This is a genomic window from Paenibacillus sp. FSL R5-0749, from assembly GCF_038595085.1.
Taxonomy (GTDB): Bacteria; Bacillota; Bacilli; order Paenibacillales; family Paenibacillaceae; genus Paenibacillus.
On sequence record NZ_CP152005.1, the window covers coordinates 604,161 to 623,195 of the forward strand.

At 47.4% G+C, this 19,035-nt stretch carries 18 protein-coding genes; 15 read left to right on the plus strand and 3 right to left on the minus strand.

The window, feature by feature from the left end:
- Positions 1 to 49: 49 nt before the first annotated feature.
- Entirely contained in the window at positions 50 to 715 is a 666-nt protein-coding gene (locus tag MKY85_RS02825) for an oxidoreductase (protein WP_342573259.1), read from the plus strand.
- Positions 716 to 853: 138 nt separating this feature from the next.
- Entirely contained in the window at positions 854 to 1,228 is a 375-nt protein-coding gene (locus MKY85_RS02830) for a RidA family protein (protein ID WP_017690870.1), read from the plus strand.
- Between the two features lie 107 nt (positions 1,229 to 1,335).
- Here the strand turns inward: MKY85_RS02830 and MKY85_RS02835 are convergent, their stop codons facing one another.
- Complete coding sequence (locus MKY85_RS02835; RefSeq protein WP_342571731.1) at positions 1,336 to 2,094, minus strand: tryptophan-rich sensory protein; 759 nt, start codon at positions 2,092 to 2,094, stop codon at positions 1,336 to 1,338.
- Between the two features lie 226 nt (positions 2,095 to 2,320).
- Between MKY85_RS02835 and MKY85_RS02840 the strand changes: the two genes are divergently transcribed.
- Positions 2,321 to 3,286, plus strand: coding sequence for a bile acid:sodium symporter (locus tag MKY85_RS02840; protein WP_342571732.1), 966 nt, complete (start codon positions 2,321 to 2,323; stop codon positions 3,284 to 3,286).
- 128 nt (positions 3,287 to 3,414) lie between these two features.
- On the opposite strand, the gene MKY85_RS02845 is transcribed toward MKY85_RS02840, so the two are convergent.
- Both MKY85_RS02845 and MKY85_RS02850 read right to left on the minus strand, forming a co-directional pair.
- The gene (locus MKY85_RS02845; RefSeq protein WP_342571733.1) at positions 3,415 to 5,043 is read right to left on the minus strand and encodes a response regulator; all 1,629 of its coding nucleotides are present in this window, start codon (positions 5,041 to 5,043) and stop codon (positions 3,415 to 3,417) included.
- A 5-nt stretch (positions 5,044 to 5,048) separates the two neighbouring features.
- The gene (locus tag MKY85_RS02850) at positions 5,049 to 6,878 is read right to left on the minus strand and encodes a sensor histidine kinase (protein ID WP_342571734.1); all 1,830 of its coding nucleotides are present in this window, start codon (positions 6,876 to 6,878) and stop codon (positions 5,049 to 5,051) included.
- A 144-nt stretch (positions 6,879 to 7,022) separates the two neighbouring features.
- Here MKY85_RS02850 and MKY85_RS02855 point away from each other — a divergent pair, with 144 nt between their 5' ends.
- The 12 genes from MKY85_RS02855 to MKY85_RS02910 all read left to right on the plus strand — a co-directional run bounded on the left by MKY85_RS02855 (position 7,023) and on the right by MKY85_RS02910 (position 19,031).
- Positions 7,023 to 7,904 (plus strand): sugar ABC transporter permease, encoded by an 882-nt coding sequence (locus MKY85_RS02855; RefSeq protein ID WP_036607341.1) that lies wholly within the window; start codon positions 7,023 to 7,025, stop codon positions 7,902 to 7,904.
- Positions 7,904 to 8,740 (plus strand): carbohydrate ABC transporter permease, encoded by an 837-nt coding sequence (locus tag MKY85_RS02860; RefSeq protein WP_253429649.1) that lies wholly within the window; start codon positions 7,904 to 7,906, stop codon positions 8,738 to 8,740. Before MKY85_RS02855 ends, MKY85_RS02860 begins: the two co-directional genes overlap by 1 nt.
- 932 nt (positions 8,741 to 9,672) lie before the next feature.
- Positions 9,673 to 10,971, plus strand: coding sequence for an ABC transporter substrate-binding protein (locus MKY85_RS02865; protein ID WP_339239333.1), 1,299 nt, complete (start codon positions 9,673 to 9,675; stop codon positions 10,969 to 10,971).
- A 317-nt stretch (positions 10,972 to 11,288) separates the two neighbouring features.
- The gene (locus MKY85_RS02870; protein ID WP_342571735.1) at positions 11,289 to 12,512 is read left to right on the plus strand and encodes an ATP-grasp domain-containing protein; all 1,224 of its coding nucleotides are present in this window, start codon (positions 11,289 to 11,291) and stop codon (positions 12,510 to 12,512) included.
- A 23-nt stretch (positions 12,513 to 12,535) separates the two neighbouring features.
- Entirely contained in the window at positions 12,536 to 13,588 is a 1,053-nt protein-coding gene (locus MKY85_RS02875) for a YqcI/YcgG family protein (RefSeq protein ID WP_339239337.1), read from the plus strand.
- Positions 13,585 to 14,622 carry an ATP-grasp domain-containing protein gene (locus MKY85_RS02880; protein ID WP_339239338.1) on the plus strand — a complete coding sequence of 346 codons (1,038 nt, stop codon included), beginning with the start codon at positions 13,585 to 13,587 and terminating at the stop codon, positions 14,620 to 14,622. The genes MKY85_RS02875 and MKY85_RS02880 overlap by 4 nt, the downstream gene beginning before the upstream one ends.
- On the plus strand, positions 14,619 to 14,852 hold the full coding sequence (locus tag MKY85_RS02885) for a hypothetical protein (RefSeq protein WP_339239339.1): 234 nt from the start codon (positions 14,619 to 14,621) through the stop codon (positions 14,850 to 14,852). The genes MKY85_RS02880 and MKY85_RS02885 overlap by 4 nt, the downstream gene beginning before the upstream one ends.
- Complete coding sequence (locus tag MKY85_RS02890) at positions 14,849 to 15,502, plus strand: hypothetical protein (protein ID WP_339239340.1); 654 nt, start codon at positions 14,849 to 14,851, stop codon at positions 15,500 to 15,502. Before MKY85_RS02885 ends, MKY85_RS02890 begins: the two co-directional genes overlap by 4 nt.
- A 2-nt stretch (positions 15,503 to 15,504) precedes the next feature.
- Complete coding sequence (locus tag MKY85_RS02895) at positions 15,505 to 16,080, plus strand: hypothetical protein (protein WP_339239342.1); 576 nt, start codon at positions 15,505 to 15,507, stop codon at positions 16,078 to 16,080.
- A 336-nt stretch (positions 16,081 to 16,416) separates the two neighbouring features.
- Positions 16,417 to 16,983 carry a TetR/AcrR family transcriptional regulator gene (locus MKY85_RS02900; RefSeq protein WP_342573261.1) on the plus strand — a complete coding sequence of 189 codons (567 nt, stop codon included), beginning with the start codon at positions 16,417 to 16,419 and terminating at the stop codon, positions 16,981 to 16,983.
- Positions 16,984 to 17,041: 58 nt separating this feature from the next.
- Positions 17,042 to 17,821, plus strand: a complete 780-nt coding sequence (locus MKY85_RS02905; protein WP_342571736.1) for an SDR family oxidoreductase — start codon at positions 17,042 to 17,044, stop codon at positions 17,819 to 17,821.
- Complete coding sequence (locus tag MKY85_RS02910; RefSeq protein WP_342571737.1) at positions 17,811 to 19,031, plus strand: alpha/beta hydrolase; 1,221 nt, start codon at positions 17,811 to 17,813, stop codon at positions 19,029 to 19,031. The genes MKY85_RS02905 and MKY85_RS02910 overlap by 11 nt, the downstream gene beginning before the upstream one ends.
- The last annotated feature ends 4 nt before the right edge of the window (positions 19,032 to 19,035 follow it).

A 19,035-nucleotide genomic window follows, 5' to 3' on the forward strand; every position in this document is an offset into this window, starting at 1 on the left:
AAGATGGCGAAGTGGAGGGATGTATTTGAATCGTCTCGAACGGAAAGCCATGGTGACTGGAGCCACGGGACTTGTAGGCGAATTGCTGGTTCATCATCTGCTGGAGCACTCGGCATACAGTCAGGTTCGCGTTCTGGTTAGACGTCCGCTTGAGCTGCAACATCCCAAATTGGAACAGCATGTGGTGAATTGGGAACAGCTGGAGAGCCAAGGCGAATTATTCGATGGAATCAATGATCTGTACTGCTGTTTGGGTACAACGATCAAAAAAGCAGGCAGTCAGGAAAATTTCCGTCAGGTGGATTATCATTACCCTGTTCGTGCGGCTATGCTTGCGAAGCAACATGGGGTACCCCAGATGCTGGTGATCTCCTCCATGGGCGCGAGTGCAGGTTCCCGGGTCTTTTACAGTCGGACCAAAGGGGAGATGGAGGATGCATTGTCTGTTATCGGTTTTCAATCTTTGCATATCTTCCGTCCTTCCTTAATTCTGGGAGATCGAAATGAGAAGCGGTTAGGTGAACAGATGGCCGCTCATGCCATGAAGTTGCTGGATCGCTGGATGAAAGGCAGAGCAGACAAATACCGGGCAGTCCACGCCGCAACCATTGCACAGGCCATGACGAATATTGCACTGGTGCAAGCGATTGGAAATCATGTATACCCGAATGATGTCATTCATGTTCTTGGCGTGGACGGGGATAAGAACCTTTGAATGAATTGTTTACTTCATAGTGGCCAGTGAGGAGCGTTTCTCGCTGGAGGTAGATCGTGGTATAATAGGCAACAAAAATGAGTTCGAACCCTGACTCCTTGCGGTAGCAGGATAACGAACATGAAGGAGAACTCGTCCATGAAAAAACCAATCTCTACCGATCAGGCGCCAGGCGCCATTGGTCCATACAGTCAAGCCGTTGATGCAGGCGATTTCATCTACACGTCCGGACAGCTTGGCCTGAATCCCCAAACGGGAGAATTCGGTGCAGATGTACAGGAGCAGACACGTCTGTCCCTGAGCAATGTGAAGGCTATTCTTGAAGCAGCAGGTACAAGCATGGATAAAATCGTGAAAACGACGGTGTTCCTGAAGGACATGAATGACTTTGTTCCTGTGAATGAAGTGTACAGCACGTTCTTTGAACAGCCATATCCTGCACGCAGTGCAGTGGAAGTGGCACGTTTGCCAAAAGACGCACTGGTGGAGATTGAAGTTATTGCCCTGAAATAGGACAGTCCTCATTCACGCCGGTATATATAAAAAGCCGATTTCAGGTCGAATGAAAATGACCAGAATCGGCTTTTTGCTTTATGTTTTTGCGTTAGAATGGCAGTCGCTCAATCGCGATCCTGATTACGGGCGAAGAACAGCCATATCGCGTAAATTGCCAGTACGATCGCAATGATGATTGCCGTATAATATACGGAAGTGACATCCTTTTGTTTAAGGGCTATGGCGATGTACGCCCACGTGAATACCAGTGGATATACACTATCCCGATAACGGAAGCTAACGAGTACAGCCAGCACCATTCCCACAATGAGCATAATGATCGTCCAGGTCGGTTCGCTGAGACCAAAACCATCCCAGCCGATTTTATATAACAGCACAGCAGTATTGATGATCGTAGCCACGCTAACCCATCCCAGATAGATGCTGAATGGCAGCTTCACAAGCCAGATCTCAGCAGTGGTCGGAACAGTAATGGTACGTGTTTTTACATACAACACGATCAGACACAACAGAAGCAGTACAATAATCAGTAAAGCGAGACCGATCTGCAAGTTTTGAAAAGCGAAAATCCAGGCTACGTTAAAGGCACAGCTTGCCAGGAACCAATACCCGAGACGGGTGATGGAGTCCCTTTTCCACGAAGCAGGCACGAACTGATAGATCACAAAGCCTGCAAGCAGCAAGTAGATCAAACCCCATATAGCAAAGGCATAGCCAGAAGGTGTGAGTAGCACAGGGTACATATCCGATACTTCCTTGTTGGTTCTGCCCCCGATCGGCAGAGCGTTGGAAAGATAGTTCACGATAATTACAGCGATAAAACCAATCGCGTTTAACCACTTGTACGGATTGTTACGTGACATGGTGTTTCCTCCTTGGTTTGACGAATGAATGAACCACGGGTCAGTCTACAATGAATATACCCAGTTCTTGCACATTCTAATAACAGCCGCAAAAAATTCACAAGTTGATCTTACGGATCCTTGTGCTCTGACGTTATGCTGGAACGGCACTCTGTCCCAATGTACGCGAAACGGAGCAGAAATATGTCCATGCTCAGGATGCCCCATTTAGAAGTGGAGGAAGAGAATGCTTACACGAGAAACGATGGAGAGACAGCAAACCTGGTTCTATGTCATTGCACTATTATTAGGAGCAGTGATAGGGCTGAGTTTACCGGCATGGGGGAATGTTTTACACTACACTGTGTCCCCTGTACTTGCTGTTCTGTTATATAGCATGTTTGTACAGATTCCTTTTTTACAGTTAAAAGAGTCCTGGTCGAATCTTCGATTCATGGGGGCGTTACTGGCAGCTAATTTTATCGTTGTACCTGTAGTCGTATGGTTGCTTACACTGGTCTTTCCGCAATCACCTGGCGTTCTGATCGGAGTGTATCTGGTACTGTTAACCCCCTGTATTGATTACGTCATTGTGTTCACACAGCTCGGCAGGGGCAATGAGAAACTGATGCTGGCCGCAACCCCCCTTTTATTTGTTATACAAATGATCCTGTTGCCGTTTTACTTATGGGTTTTGATGGGTGCTGAGGTGGCGCAGGTCATGCAGATAGGGCCGTTCGTGGAGGCTTTTCTGTTCCTGATCGTTATTCCGCTGTTGCTCGCTGTCGTTACACAGGTTCTCTCCAGAGGTAAAGCGAGTGGTGAGCGGGTCATGAATGCGACGGCGTGGCTGCCGGTTCCGATGATGGCACTCGCGCTGATCGTGGTTGTCGCTTCCCAGATCGGTAAAGTCTACAATGATATGGCGATCATCGTGAATGTGATCCCGATCTATGTTGCTTTTCTAATCATTATGCCTTGGATATCTCGGCTTATTGCTACTTGGTTTGGATTGAATCCAGGCGCAGGACGAGCGTTGATATTCAGTTCAGCTACACGGAATTCGCTGGTCGTTCTGCCACTGGCCCTGGCACTCCCGCCGGAATGGGCAACCATGGCTGCTGCTGTTATTGTTACACAGACGATGGTGGAGCTTGCAGGGGAGTTAATCTACATTCGTCTTGTCCCCGCGGTGATCTTACGGGATCGGTGAGCAGAAAGAGCGAAACCGTCGTTATGAAATAAGTGATTCTCTGTTAAAAGTAAAATACAAAAGAGTACTCCCGACTGGTCATAGGGGAGTACTCTTTTTAACTCAAATAAATTTTGAACCGGTACCCGTTAAGTACCGGCCTCCAATAATGTTTTACGATATTCCGCTGGCGTGATGCCCTCCATTTTTTTGAACACTTTGCTGAAATACTTTTCATCCTGGAATCCAACCATCTCCGCAATTTTGGCGACTCGCAGGGAGGGGTTTTGCAGTAGCAGCTTCGCGTTATTGATTCGCAATTTGCCGAGATATTCCGACCAGTTCAGGCCAAATTGCTGTTTGAATTTTCGGGAAATATACTCCCGGCTCAGATAGAAACGCGCGGCAATCTGCTGCAAGGACAGGTCCTCCTGATAATGGGCGTCCATATATCGTGCAATCTCACTCATGGGATCAGGATTGGCGTGGTGATGCGCGGTGAGCGCTTTTCCTGCGGCAAGCAGTCGTTGCTCCAACAAGGAACGAAGCAGGGGATAGGATAACAACCCATCAGCGTCAAATGGTAACTCGGCAAAGGGAATAGACTGTTCCTCCGTCACTTCTTCCTCTTTGAATGACGAACCTGCCGTATCATCAAGCCAGCGGCTCAGCATCCATTCCAGCTCATCGATCCATTGCTGGATCTGCTCGGCACTGACAACCTCAAGATCAGTAATTGGGTCAAGCCATTCGGCAACCGCAGCAGATACACTCGAAGCCCGCAAGCTCATGGCTGCCATCCGCATAGGTTCTTCATGGGCAGTCAAGCGCCTGATTTTATTCCCATTGGATGATTCCACAGAAGCATGAATTCGCTGTTTGGTATGCACAGCATTGCGTCGCCACAGCCTTGAACTTGCCTCCATATAGGCTGCTGAGATGCCGCCAGGATATGAGTCACAGGTGGAGATGCCGAAATGAAGCTGGCGCTGAATCGTCTGCTCCAATCCATGATTGACCTTGTCCAGAATAGGCTGCAATGAAGTGGGGGGACCCCAATGTAGCAGAACGATCTCATCGGGCTGATCCAACTGGCGAAACATGACGCCTTCGTCTGGGGTGGATAACATCTCAGCGCAGATATTGAGCACCGAGAACACAAGCAAGTCGGGTTGACTGCGATACTTTGCCAGACAACCTGCATCCAGATGGGACAGGCTGGTGACAGCGACGCTACAGACAGGGATTATACCCGGGAGATACAACTCATCCTGCAATCGCTGCAGATGAGAGGGGCCATTGCCTCTTCCGACGGCAAGTTCGGTTAACAGACGATCCTGATAGTGGGGACGCATTCGATTAACGACAATGGATTGTCTGGTGGATTGCAACCGAACAGCATCCTCCTCTTCCCAAGCTGTAACGGCCTTCAATAGAGATGCATTCAGCTCATCTGCTTCCACAGGTTTTAGCAGGTAGTCCATACCACCGTGCCGGATGGCATGCCTCACGAGTTCAAAATCATCATATCCGCTAATAACCAGCACCTTGCTGTGTGGGGTATGAACGGATATCCATTCGAGCAACGCCATACCGTCCTTGCCTGGCATACGCATGTCACTGAGAATGATTTGAGGTTGATGTGCCGTGATGGAGGCAATGGCTTCATCCCCGTCTGCCGCTTCAATTATTGTATCAATACCAAAGTCTTTCCAATGACCAAGCAACCTTATGGCATCGCGGACATGTTTTTCATCATCTACAAGCAGTGCCTTCATGTTGTTCACTCTCCCGCGTATAGTATAACCCTGATCTTCACACCATTGGGTTCCCGATTGCTGACCTCAAGTCTGGCTGAGTGACCGGGATGTGAGTTCAATTGAAGTCTGCGCATCACATTTCGTAGACCAATGGACTCGGACTCATCGGATTCTTGCGTGGCTAACCCGGTTGATATGTGATTTGGATGGAGCCATCCCCGAATCTCCAGTAATTTATCTTCTGGTATGGAGGGTCCGTTATTATTCAGTTCGATTTCAATCCAATGATCATTGATCCGACGGCTGGATAGGGAGATGTGACCTTTACCTGGCTGAATATCTGCCCCATGTTTAAAATAGTTCTCAATTAAAGGTTGTAACGTCATTCTTGGCATTTCGACAGACAGGGTATCTTCGGCAAAATCCAAATCCACCTGAAGGCGGTCACCGAATCGCTCCTGCTGAAGTTCCAGATATAACCGGGCATGCTCTGCTTCCTCGCGTAAGGTCACGCCGGTCTGATCCCGCATGCTGTAGCGCAGCATTTTGGATAGGGAAGAAAGTAGTGTATACGCCCGTTGTCCTTGCTGTTGAAGGGCAAGTGTACCGATGGATTGCAATGTATTATACAGAAAATGTGGATGAATTTGCGCTTGCAACGCTTTGAGTTGATTCGTCTTATTGGCAATTTCAAGTCGATATTCCCGCAAAATAAGATTATTTACTGTATCCATCATATCCCGGAAATGACGAGCAAGCACCCCGAATTCATCTCGGCTGGATAGGTGGATATCCACATGCAGACGCCCGGCTTGGATCTGGTTCATATACCGCATGAGCTGCTTGAGCGGACCGGTGATTCGGATGGAGATGAACAAGGTTGCGACAATGACCAATACAAGTGCTGCGATGGCAATCATTGCGTTATTCCACGTGAGTGTGGTCGCTCTGGCGTATAACGTCTCATTCGGAATCTGTTTGACGATGGTCCAGTCCGCGTACGTGCTGCCAAGCTGCTGGTACACATACATGGAACGATCCTGTTCAAAATGTCCTGCGACATTCTGGGCTGTACCCGCGTTATTTCGTGCGATATTCAGCTCACTAGCTGTTTCCTCTCGAAGTGCATCGGTATAATTGACCTCGGAACGTCCCTGGTAGATGATCTGATTCTGACCGTCCACAACATAGATCTGTTCCTTAGCCGGATCATACAGTCTGCCGCAGATGGCTGCAATGGTATTCATATTCAGATCAATGGCGAGAACACCCAGACGCTCGGTGGACGGAATATCCTTGATTACCCGATGCAAGGTAATGACTGTTCTTGCAGGATCATCAGGGGAGGCGGCCTTGAATCCGTACGTGTGACTCATATGTGCCGATTCCACCCAAATGTCCGGGCTGTCACCGCCTGTTTTTCCATGAAGCGATCCGGAATAGGCCTGTTTGCGTTCCTCCCGCTTCGGAAAGGGATTCGTAATTAAGGTGGATTGATTGGCAGCAAAAGAGTGCAAATACAGCTGAAAAACATCCGGCACAGCCGCACGGATGGTCTGCAAAGTAGTGTACACTTCAGCCACTGCACGATAATCACCAGGAATCTTCGCCAAGTTACGCAGGAAGTTTGGGTCGTTATACACAGCAAGCGACGCTCTGGCCACGTTATCCACATAGTTATTGAGATTCGTGGACGCTTGGTAGATCAGGCGTTTGTTCTCTTCAACAGCCTGTTCCCGCAGGGCAGTTTTGGTCTGGATAAATGTCATGCTGATCGACGCAAGCAGCGGAAGCGTGGTAGCGATGAGCATAAAGGCAATCAATTTGGTGCGTATACTGTAGTATTTGGACATCGGTCCACCCCTTCTGGTTGCAGGTTAAAGATAGGACAATATTTTACCCCCAACTGTTCACGAGGGTCGGTGTTTCCCTCAGCGATATTGGAGTTTAATAGAGAAAGAGACCAATTTCATCCATCTATAGAAGGGGAGAACGATATGAAGCATCGCAAATCTTCACAGCTGTTACAGCAGCTCGTGTTCGTGGGTCCCTCCATCGTGTTTTTTATTCTCATCATCGTGGTCCCTTTCCTGCTTGGCATGGTGTACTCCTTCACGGATTGGAACGGGGTATCCGAGAACATTAATTGGGTAGGGTTCGATAACTTCGTACATGTTTTTGCGAATGATCCCAAGTTCCAAACGGCGTTTTGGTTTACGGTGCGATTCACCGTGGTTGGTGTGGTACTAACCAATGTAATTGGCTTTTTCCTGGCCTATTTCCTGACCAAACCGCTCAAGACGAGAAACATTCTGCGTACGATCTTTTTCATGCCTAACGTGATCGGTGGGTTGTTGCTCGGCTTTATCTGGCAGTTCATATTTGTGAAAGGGTTTTCAGCAGTAGGCGATGTAACAGGCTGGTCCTTCTTCAACCTTCCTTGGCTGGGAGACGAACCAACCGCCTTCTGGGGAATCGTGATTGTGTTTGTATGGCAGACCGCAGGATATCTGATGGTTATCTACATCTCATCTCTGACGAATGTATCCCCTGATCTGCTGGAAGCTGCCGAGATTGATGGCGCAAGTCGCTGGCAGGTACTGCGGAGCATCATTCTTCCGCTCATTATGCCAGGTGTAACAATCTGTCTGTTCCTGGCGATCTCCTGGTCGTTCAAAATGTTCGATCTCAATCTGTCGCTGACCAAAGGTGGACCATTCGGATCAACAGAGTCGGTTGCACTCAATATTTACAATGAAGCCTTTGTGAACAACAGATATGGCATCGGAACGGCCAAAGCACTCGTGTTCTTCGTAATCGTTGCCATCATCACCATGATTCAGGTACGTCTGACGAAGAGCAAGGAGGTAGAAGCCTAATGGAGACGACGAAAAATTACCGCTTTAGTACCATTCTAACCGAGATTATCATGGTACTCATTGGACTTTTATTCCTGGTTCCGTTTTACTTCCTGTTTGTGAACTCGGTTAAAACCTTCGGTGACCTGCTCACTAATTCGGCTGCATGGCCGGAGGTATTCCAATGGGGCAACTATGCGAACGCCTGGGAGAAAATTAACTTCCCGTCTGCGCTGATGAACTCGCTTATCGTTACCGTAGTCAGCAATCTGTTGCTAGTGCTGATCAGTTCCATGGCCGCGTACCGAATGGTTCGCAGCGATACCCGGTTCAACCGGATTTTGTTCGGCATGTTCATTGCCGCCATGGTGATTCCGTTCCAGTCTATCATGATTCCACTTGTTACGGTAACCAGTAATCTCGGGCTAATCGATAGCCTTGGGGGACTTATCATCTGTTATCTCGGTTTCGGGGCACCGATGTCTGTCTTTCTGTTCCACGGATTCGTGAAATCCGTCCCACTGGAGATTGAGGAAGCGGCTCGGGTGGATGGAAGTTCTGCCTACGGGGTGTTCTTCCGAATCGTATTTCCACTGATGAAACCGATGTATGTAACCGTCATCATTCTGAACACACTCTGGATCTGGAATGATTATCTACTCCCGTCCCTGATCCTACAAAGCTCGAACCTGCGTACGATCCCGATTGCGACCTTTGCACTCTTTGGGCAATATACGAAGCAATGGGATCTGGCCTTGCCGGCCCTTGTGCTAGGCATCATGCCGATTATCATCTTCTTCCTGCTGATGCAGAAGTATATCATTCAGGGGATTACGGCTGGATCAGTTAAAGGATGAGTGCGAGGGCAGGGTCGCCGGCGGGCTCAAGTTGCGCTTTCGGTCGCTGTTGCTCCTCGGTGGCCAGAATGTATTAGGGCAAGGAAGCCACCGAGTTTCAAAGGCGAACGCTCCGCTCCTGCAACGCATTCTTGATCCCTTTGCTCCCACCTCGCATGGAGGTGTGCAAAGGGAAGTCATGCCCGCTTAGCTTGGGCATGACTTCTGGGGAAGAGAGTAATAAAGAATAGAGCTCCTTCAAGAGATGACCAAGAAAGAAAAGATTTAAAGTCCAGGTTCGATAAGACAGAAGGTGAGTTTGTGTGTAGGGGCGCTACGGGCTCAAGTGATGAGTGCGAGGGAAGGGTCGCCGCAGGGCTCAAGTTGCGCTTTCGGTCGCTGTTGCTCCTCGGTGGCCAGAATGTATTAGGGCAAGGAAGCCACCGAGTTTCAAAGGCGAACGCTCCGCTCCTGCAACGCATTCTTGATCCCTTTGCTCCCACCTCGCATGGAGTGTGCAAAGGGAAGTCATGCCCGCATAGCTTGGGCATGATTTCTGGGGAAGAGAGCAATAAAGAGAAATGACCAAGAAAGAAGCGTGTATAGCCAGGAACTTTTTGTACAGAGTGATGGTATGCTCCTTTTTCAAAGCGCTAACGAATCCACCGCATCTTAATAGGTGGATAATCAAGGAATACAAACTTTAACGAATCTCAGGAACGTTATTCAGGTGAAAAACGGCGTCAGAGCCTTAAAATTCGACCAAATCGACGAAATAACGTCGCTGTGATTCGTTAGAATGTGAGCCTGTGCAAATAGGTGCGAATAACGTGCGCTCGGTTCGTTAGAATGAAAACACGCTTCAGGGGAAGGTTATTCTGTCATCGGAGTGCCAGTGTAAATATGCATTAGTGGAACTGTTATACTGAAACTACTATAGGGAGAGTGTATGTATGAAAAGAATGACGAAGTTGACGTTGCTTATGCTGATTGCTTTTTCGGTAATGCTCGCGGGATGTGGCAATGGGGACAAGAGTGGCAGTCCGGTCAACACGGATGCTCAAGGTGGTAGCGAAGCTGCTGCCGGGGACAAAACTATTAAAATCTTCCAATTCAAAGTTGAGATTGCGGAAGCGCTTAATCGTCTCAAAGCGGAGTACGAATCCTCACATCCAGGCGTTAAACTGGACATTCAAACCGTAGGTGGTGGTAGTGATTACGGTGCTGCATTGAAAGCCAAGTTTGCCGCAGGCGAACAACCGGACATTTTCAACGTAGGTGGATATCGTGAACTGGATACATGGCTTGAATATCTGGAAGATCTGTCTGGAGAATCATGGGCCAAAGATGCGCTCGAAGTAGCTAAAGAGCCAATGACCAAAGACGGCAAACTCTATGGACAGCCGCTCGCGCTGGAGGGTTACGGTTTCATTTATAACAAAGACCTCTTCCAAAAAGCGGGTATTACCGAAATTCCAACGACACTGGAACAGTTGGATCAAGCTGCACAGAAACTTCAAGCCGCAGGCATTACCCCGTTCTCGAACGGATATCAGGAGTGGTGGGTGCTGGGCAATCATAATGTAAACGTGGCATTTGCCAATCAGGCAGATCCGGTGAAATTCATCCAGGGATTGAACGAAAGCACGGAGAAAATCCCTGGCAATCAGGTGTTCAACGACTGGATTAACTTGCTCGACTTAACGCTGAAATATAGCAATAAAAACCCGCTGACAACCGACTACAATACGCAAGTTACGTTGTTTGCGAGTGGAGAAGCGGCGATGATGCAGCAAGGGAACTGGACGCAAGTACAGATCGATGGAATTGATCCCGATCTGAATCTGGGTATCCTGCCAATGCCAATTAACAATGAACCCAATGACAAATTGTTTGTCGGCGTACCGAACTACTGGGTGGTAAATAAGAATTCCCAAGTGAAACCGGAAGCAAAAGAATTCCTGGAGTGGCTCGTAACTTCGGACATCGGGAAACAATACATGACGAAAGAATTCAAGTTCATTCCGGCGTTCAGTTCCATCACGGCATCCGAGGAAGATCTGGGTGACCTCGCCACAGAGATCATGAAGTATAGCCAGGAAAATAAAACCCTCAGCTGGAACTTCAACCGTTTCCCTGAAGGCGTTCCACAAGAGTATGGCAGCACGATTCAGGCTTACGTTGCAGGCAAATCGGATAAAGCCGGATTGCTTGATGCATTACAACAGAACTGGGATAGTCTGAAAAAATAACAGGTCCCATCCACTCGATTAATAAATGTGGGAATAAGAAAAAAACATAAAAAAGGTGACTCCGGATGAATTGGAGTCACCTTTTTTGATGTGAAAATTCCCAGTTAAAAAGTGCAAATATGAAGTAACAGATCGACTAATACAGATGGTGGAGGTGTTTGTATGATGTCTACAACCTGTTGTTAGTACACAAAGTGGCAACAAATAGCCGAATTTTAAATATTTGTAATTTTTAGATTGACAGTTCCATGTCATATCCATATTATAGAAAAATATAACAGATAGTTAAGAATTTTGAATTGGAGGTGAAGTTCTTTATGAGAGATATTGTATTTCTGTGTGACAAGCGAATGAACACCAAAACGGGGTTTCTCGAAGCGTTGTCCAACATATCGGATACAACCAACATTTTGTTAGTAGAGAAGGGATATGAACAATTTTATTCTTTACCAGAAGGGTTGTTCAGTGCTGTGTTCGAAGTGGAGGATATTACTCGGATTGATCAGGTGGAAGAGGTTTTTGAGCGCATTTTGGATGAATATGATGTGGAGCGCGTCATTGCCCCGACCGAAAATGTGGTGGAGACCGGTGGGTATCTCAGATCACGTTTTGGCATACCTGGTATTCAAAAGAATCAGGCCGAGACGGTTCGGAACAAATGGATCATGAAGGAAACATTACGGCAGGCGGGAATCCACACGTCACAGACGCGTATTGCGTCCAATGCAGTACAGATCAGAAAGATTGTCGCAGGCATTGGTTTTCCCATCATTATCAAACCGATTAGCGGCTGGGCGACGATCATGACGTACAAGCTCAATAATCAAGAGGAGCTTGAGAAGTATATCAGCCAATCCTGGAATCGGGAATCAGTGCTCATTGAGGAATTCATTACGGGTAGGGAGTTTCATATTGATTCGATCGTTTCAGAAGGTGAGCTTGTATTTTCCTCCGTCTCTGAATATTTGTTTAATTGTCTTGAGATTGTCCAGAATGATCGCCCTTCCGGCACGATCTGTTATCCCGCTAACACACATTATGAATATGTGGAACGGATGCAGTCGTTCAATGAAGAGATCATACGGACACTCGGAATACGTAACAGTGTGTTCCATGCAGAGGTATTCCTTCTGCCGAATGGGGAGATCTGCTTTGGAGAGATTGGAGCACGCATTGGAGGCATTGTCATCATTCCGCCTATGGTGTTGAATTCCCATCAGGTGAACTTGTTTGATGCAGCCATTCAAACAGAACTTGGAATATATGAAGCTCCAGCCTTGGTTAGTACAGGCAAGTACACAGGTGCGGTTAACTTCCCATCTGCTGTAGGCAAGATCGAAAGTATCTCATCCGCAGAAGATTTCAAATCGATGGAAGGACTCATTGATATTCGAATTAACTATACATCGGGTCAGTCCATTTCAGGTGGTCGAGATACGATGTCCCGATCCGGATATGCCATTGTGGAAGGTCCAGATATCGAATTCGTTAGAAAACAACTTCTAGAACTACATGACAAGTTTGTCCTGGTTCACCAATAAAACCATTCTAGGAGGGCTTTGGGTTGTTGCTAGATAACGCTGATGTGAAGAGACTGGGTAGTCATGATTGGAGAAAGCAGGAATTTGAGCATTTTGAGAAGGACATGACTGGTGATAATCCACGGTTTCCCTGCATATTTGGTTCCATGGGACTTAACCGTAATGAGCTACGTTTCTCCTTTTTTGATGATGTGAATGACCATTCCATAGAAGAACTGGGAAAGGCATTGAGAGAATACGTGGAACAGGCAAGGAGCTTTGGAAACTACACCTCCATGGTCACGTTCTTTAATATTGATAAGGATCTATCCATCGATGAATATCAGCATACATTTTGGTCCATCCTGACCCGGCTGCACACCATTGACTTGAAAGAATGGCCAGAGTTCATACCGAATGAAGAGAAGGATCCCTTGTGGGAATTTTGCTTTCATGGGGAACCCATTTTTGTCGTTTGTAACACACCAGCACATGAGGTCAGAAGGAGCAGACGTGCCAATACATACATGATTACCTTTCAACCCCGATGGGTCTTTGATTCGATTGGCTTGGGAACACCAAAAGGAGATAAATCCAAGGATTTGGTGCGAAGCTTGCTTCGGCAATACGATGCAATTGATCCATTCCCTCATCTAGGGATCTATGGGGATCCGAATAATCGAGAGTGGCTGCAATATTTTATTCCAGATACCAACGAAGTTTCCGCTACAGCGCAATGCCCATTTCATCATATGAGGAGGAATACTATGAGTTCAGTTCAATATATCAAAGGGTCTGACGTAACACTTGAAGAAGCTGTAATGCAATTGCTGCCTGTAACCGGTTCGGTAGAGGTACAAAGAGATACACCATTCAGGGAGCACAAATCCCATACCCATCCTACAGACGAAACACTTTTGATTATAAATGGAGATATTACCTTCTTCACTGAAGAAGGAGAACTGCATTGCACGCCTGGTGACCGCATTCTGCTTCCGGCTAATACGGTGCATTCCTCCAAAGCCGGGGAGAATGGAACGTTGTACATTATCGCTTTGGAGTTTGTGGAGCAGCCGAAAGAAGAGGTTCTGGCATGACTCGTTCCTCCGTTGGTTTGCTTATGAGAAAAGGTTTTTCTCTGCACGGGGATCATATTGAAGCTCTGGGGAGAATTTTCGAAGAGGTCCATTTATGGACCTCTGTTTCTGGATATGAACAAGATCCGCGCTTTCGGTCTGTTCAGCATATTCCCAAGTACGAGAATGTGGAAGAAATGATCTTGCAGGCTAGACAATTAGGCGTTCCGTTTTTCATTACCTGGCAGGAAACGGATATTGTACTGAATGCGAGATTGAATGAAGGATTGGGAAGACAGGATATTCCTGTCCAAGCGGCCGAAATTGCCAGAGACAAGTCCAGACAGCGTCAGTTCTTGAAACAGGAGGACGTGGCCTGTCCTGAATTTTATGCTGTAAATACGTTGGATGAGGCTGTTTCAGCGGCGGCAAGTGTAGGCTATCCGGTTATTATTAAACCCACATTGGCCGCATCCAGCAGCCATGTTGCGCTCGTTCATTCGTATCCCGAATTGAAGGAGGCCTTCGATAGTATCTCGCAACTTGCCATTTCGCAATCGGGGCTATATTTTGACGAGGAATGTCCTGCAATAGCGCTGATTGAAGAGTTCCTGCCCGGGGAAGAGATTACGCTGGATGGCGTAGTTGTGAATGGACGGTTTTATCTGGGCGGAGTCCATAACAAGCTCAGAATGCCAGGTCCTTACTTTGAAGAGGACGAATATACGCTACCTTTTCAGGGAGAATCCAATGTGGAACAAGAACTTTGCGAGATGGCTCAGCAAATATGCACAGGTCTGAAACTTGTAAATGGGCTGTTTAACGTTGAAGCCAGGCAGAACGCCAACGATGAGTATAAAGTGGTGGAGTTCAGCTGCCGTATCAGTGGTGGGCATGTCTATCGTAATATTCGCGATGTGTACGGCACAGATCTGGTGACCGCCCATGCTTGTGGTCTTCAGGGGAGGAGAAGTTGGCTGCCCATTTTGCGAAAAGAACGGCTCCCAAGTGCGCAACCTGTATCAAGTTTGTGTACCGTGATGGCAAGGTGTTGAATAATGCCAGTGGTGAGGCAGCAGACGATGTGAGGTACCGGGCGTATTATCCGGTTGCTGCCAAAGGTAGAGTGGTCCATTCTGCTCCGAAGGGATTCGATATTACAGGTCTGCTGTCTGTACGTACCAAATATCAGGGTCCTGAGGACATCGAATCGGTAAAACAAGCCGCAAGATTGCTGGAACAAAAGCTGGATTTGCAAGTTGCTGAGGTGAGACAGCTTCAATGATACAGACTATTTTATTCATCCTCTTCCTGTCCATTACCTTATGTGGAGATACCATTCTAAACATTACCCTGATCTGGTCGGTACTGGAGCAGGGTGGGTCGATTACTCATCTGAGTATTATTATTACGATCATGAGTTTGGTACCTATTTTATTGCAGAAGTATAGCTTTTTTCTTAAAACTGCACTTAAAGAACGACCCTTGCTAATTTTCAGCTTAGCGCGCATCCTGGGTATTGTATTTCTGCTTGTGTTTTTAATTCAATTTGCCGGCAATACCAATGTGTATGGTTTATATCTGATTGGTGGCGTATTCTCCGTAATTCTGTTTTTGACCAATCAGAGCCTGGAAATCTACATGTCCCAGATGGTGTTGGATGGAAAAATCAAATCACACAAGGCCTCGCATGACTTGCAGACGGCAATTCAAATTGGTGCATTTGGAGGAAGTGCGGTAACTGGAGTTTTGCTCAGTATAGGCGGACTGCCAATGATCTCAACGGTACTGATGGTGACGCTGGCTGTGGGGATGATGGCTCCATGGCTCATTCCAATTCTGTCCCGATCCGGTCAGGCTGAGCAGAACGTACAGAAAGAAAAAACGGAGGCTCCGCAGATTACCTACTCCGATGCTGTGCGAAAAAAGTACTGAACATGACCATATTGGCGGTGGTTGTATTAACCGTGCAATTGGGAGCAATCAATTTTATCGTACCGATTTTGTTCCATGACATCTACAATTGGGATTCATCCCGTTACGGGGCTATCGGAGCTGCGATGGGGCTTGGGGCCTTTCTTGCAACGCTGATTCGTAAGTGGGAACACCGAATTCCAATGTATCTATTTATACTGATCGGTGTTATTGATATCATCATTGGCACGGTACAGGTGTTTGCGGTGTCGTTAATCTGTGGATTTATGCTTGGGTTTGTGTTTAATCGGACTCGTATTATGCAAAGATCAGTCATGTTTGATAACTTGCGCAGCCGCGAAGAGACCATGAAGTGGTCGGGAAGATCAACGTTTGCCACTCAATTTACAAGATCGGTTGTCCCGCTGGTACTGGCACTACCGCTGTCCCTTATGGGGCAGGAGAACACAGGCGTACTGTTAGGAACAATCGGTGTTACGGTGACGATCATCCTGTTTGTCGCCATAAGGCTGGAGAACAGATTGCCACTTCAAGGCACCGATCCGATGATTGCCGGAGACAGTAAACCTTCGATTTGAAGCAGGTAACAGTTGTTAAAGGTTGGGAAATGAATTGTACGAAAGGTCAGCCAGATACGTTCTGGTTGGCCTTTTTTGGTGGTTCAACCGGAGGAGGTGTGGATAACCCAAAAGCAGTTAACGATCTCATGATGGATTTAACACATAGTTAATACCATATGTGGATATCATCTGTGTATAACACGCTACATGTGGACAAGTATGGATGAGTTTGTGCGGAAGCAGTTCTATTGTTAACAGAAATACTTGTTTTCAATCAACTAGTACTGTATAGTTCTAAATATGACAAATCAAAAAATGAACTCGCGACCTGCCAAATCCAAGAGTTCCAATCCGGTGAACCGGACCAAGGCAGTTGAAGTGGCTGCACAATTGTTTCTGCGTCAGGGGTACAGCTATGTCAGCATGGATGAGGTCGTAAGAGTAAGTGGGGTATCCAAGTCCAATATCTATTATCACTTTAAAAACAAGGAGGAATTGCTTCAGGCCGTGGTACAATACTGGATTGCCCAGTATGAGTCGGAGCTGTATCTGCTTCTCAGTCAGCGTGAGCGAGGAGTGGAGGAGCGCATCTACTCATTTATTGCAATGCTGTCGGCAGGTATTGAGGGCCGGAATTACGAAGGGAGCTGTCCTTTTGTCACGTTATATATGCAGACACCTGACAGTGCACCCCAAGTGAAGGAGAGCATATCCAGATTCTTTCGTGAGCTTAGACCTATGGTGGAGAAGCTGTTTCAGCAAGGTTTGGATCGTGGTGAATTTCGCAAAGAAATCGAGCCGGGACCGGCTGCGTTGTTGTTTGTTGCAGCATTGGAAGGTTCACTAATCCTTGCGGGAACTGCGCGTGATGTAGGCATTATTGAACAATCAGCACGTACGTTTTGTCAGATGCTTCGGTAAACGAAGCTTTTTTTGAATAAAAATAGTACTATATAGTACTAAAAGGAGCGATAACGGAATGGACGTACATAAGATCCAAGTATCCACTAAAGATAACTTAGCTTCAAATACAACAAAAATTCATCAGGTATTGAGCGCGTCTGATATGGAACCAACAATTATTTTCATGACAGGCAGCACCGGTTTTATCGGCAAAGAAACGGTCAAACAACTCGCGCAGGGAGACGCACAATTGCTCTTGCTGGTTCGATCAGAACAGCGTGCCGGAACGGTGTTGAAGGCTTATGGAGTGAAGGATTCCACCAGAATCACCTTTATTACTGGTGATTTATCCATCTCGGGTCTTGGACTTACCACAGTGGACCGGGAACGTGTTGTTAAAGCGAATGTAATCATTCATGCCGGGGGAACGATGGACGTTACCCTGGAACGAAAGGTAGCTGAGCAGATATTCATGAACGGGGCGAGAGAAGTGGCCCAGCTTGCTCAAGAAATTCACGGTACCCGAGGACTGAGACACTTTATCCACGTGGTTGGTTTCATGAGTCCCTATGGACAGCGGAACGAACAGGGAGGTTATCTTCAGGTCGACCATGTGGGTGATCAGGAAAGTGCATATGAAGAGATGAAATTTCATGCCGATCTTCTTATTCGTGAACATGCGGAAGAGCATAACTATCCCTTGTCCGTTGTGAATCCGAGTACTGTGGTTGGACCGCGCCCGACTGGGGAAACGGAGCAAACGGGTGGGATTGGGCTGCTCATTCAGGCGATTCAAAAGCGACTTATGCCCGTAGTGCCGGGGTTCATCCTATTGGTTACCCCTGGTGGAGAATGATATTGTTGCACGAACGCTTGTTTTTCTATCCAAGGAAGAAGACCCGGCAGGTGGAACCTATCCACTATTGGCACGCAAGGAAGACAGTCCCAATATGAAGGAACTGCTGCATCTTCTGGCAGATGAATTGGATGTACCCAAACCCAAAGGAACTCTACCACTGCCTTGGATTCAATGGGCAATGAAATCAGGGGGCACTCGCCTCACTGGTGTTCCAGCGGAGTCGGTTGCTTTTATTACCAACAGGTCATTCCCGGTCGAGGAGACGGAGGCGCTGTTCACACGTATGGGGCAATCCTGGCCGGACATCAGGGAACAGCTTCCGCTGGTTACAGCAGATCTGGACTACCGTCTTCGGTATACACCGTTACCTGAGGAGGTTCCGGCAGATTATATCCGGTCACGGAGTGGGAATATGGCTATGATCGGTTGGGAGGGTGAAGGAGAGCCGTGGATTATTGTGCATGGTCTGCTTCAATCTGCCGATGAGATGTTGCCTTTGGGAGAACAGCTTTGGAAAGAGACAGGTAACCCGGTTTGGTTAATGGATCTGGCAGGATTCGGACGATCCCCTGTACATCAGGTAGATGAAGCGTTTGAAGGTCAGGTGGGTACACTACTCAAGGCGCTTGATGAGTTCGAGGGTCCTGTGAAGCTGGTGGGTCATTCGATAGGCGCAGCTATCGTGGCTGCCGCACAGTTGCGTAGTGGGCGGACAGACATTCGACTGGGATTGCTTCAGCCAGTTGCCAATAATTCGAATCCGAATGTGCTAAGATGGATTTCCCGTTTGCCAAGAGGTGTGATGCGGTCTTTGCTTCGTCTTCGATCGGAGAAGAGTTGGGAGCGAATGTTCAGTGTATATATCAGTGGGGAAGACAAAAAGGGTATGGACCATATGATGGCCAAAAGGATACGCTCCAGTCTCCAATCCCCTCGAATTGCGGGGGCAAATGCAGATTTGTTGCGGTGGATCCACTCCGGCAAGCGGGGAAGAGTCAGTTCATTTTCCTGGATGAAAGAGTGGGCTGATGATCACACCAACCATACTTTAGTCGTATGGGGCAAGGAAGATCGGGAATATCACTATCCACAGGATATGAACTCACAGGTCAAACGCATAGATGTGCCCTACGGACATTACTTTCCGACATTTCAGTATAAGGAGACAGCTGCAATCCTCGCCGAATGGGCCGATACCTTGAAGTGAGTTC

Bases quoted from the DNA above. Each gene is read 5' to 3' on its own strand.
- MKY85_RS02830 (WP_017690870.1), top strand. From the start codon at position 854: ATGAAAAAACCAATCTCTACCGATCAGGCGCCAGGCGCCATTGGTCCA.
- MKY85_RS02880 (WP_339239338.1), top strand. From the start codon at position 13,585: ATGACTCGTTCCTCCGTTGGTTTGCTTATGAGAAAAGGTTTTTCTCTG.
- MKY85_RS02855 (WP_036607341.1), top strand. From the start codon at position 7,023: ATGAAGCATCGCAAATCTTCACAGCTGTTACAGCAGCTCGTGTTCGTG.
- MKY85_RS02835 (WP_342571731.1), bottom strand. From the start codon at position 2,094: ATGTCACGTAACAATCCGTACAAGTGGTTAAACGCGATTGGTTTTATC.
- MKY85_RS02890 (WP_339239340.1), top strand. From the start codon at position 14,849: ATGATACAGACTATTTTATTCATCCTCTTCCTGTCCATTACCTTATGT.
- MKY85_RS02860 (WP_253429649.1), top strand. From the start codon at position 7,904: ATGGAGACGACGAAAAATTACCGCTTTAGTACCATTCTAACCGAGATT.
- MKY85_RS02840 (WP_342571732.1), top strand. From the start codon at position 2,321: ATGCTTACACGAGAAACGATGGAGAGACAGCAAACCTGGTTCTATGTC.
- MKY85_RS02850 (WP_342571734.1), bottom strand. From the start codon at position 6,878: ATGTCCAAATACTACAGTATACGCACCAAATTGATTGCCTTTATGCTC.
- MKY85_RS02825 (WP_342573259.1), top strand. From the start codon at position 50: ATGGTGACTGGAGCCACGGGACTTGTAGGCGAATTGCTGGTTCATCAT.
- MKY85_RS02845 (WP_342571733.1), bottom strand. From the start codon at position 5,043: ATGAAGGCACTGCTTGTAGATGATGAAAAACATGTCCGCGATGCCATA.
- MKY85_RS02865 (WP_339239333.1), top strand. From the start codon at position 9,673: ATGAAAAGAATGACGAAGTTGACGTTGCTTATGCTGATTGCTTTTTCG.
- MKY85_RS02895 (WP_339239342.1), top strand. From the start codon at position 15,505: ATGACCATATTGGCGGTGGTTGTATTAACCGTGCAATTGGGAGCAATC.
- MKY85_RS02905 (WP_342571736.1), top strand. From the start codon at position 17,042: ATGGACGTACATAAGATCCAAGTATCCACTAAAGATAACTTAGCTTCA.
- MKY85_RS02870 (WP_342571735.1), top strand. From the start codon at position 11,289: ATGAGAGATATTGTATTTCTGTGTGACAAGCGAATGAACACCAAAACG.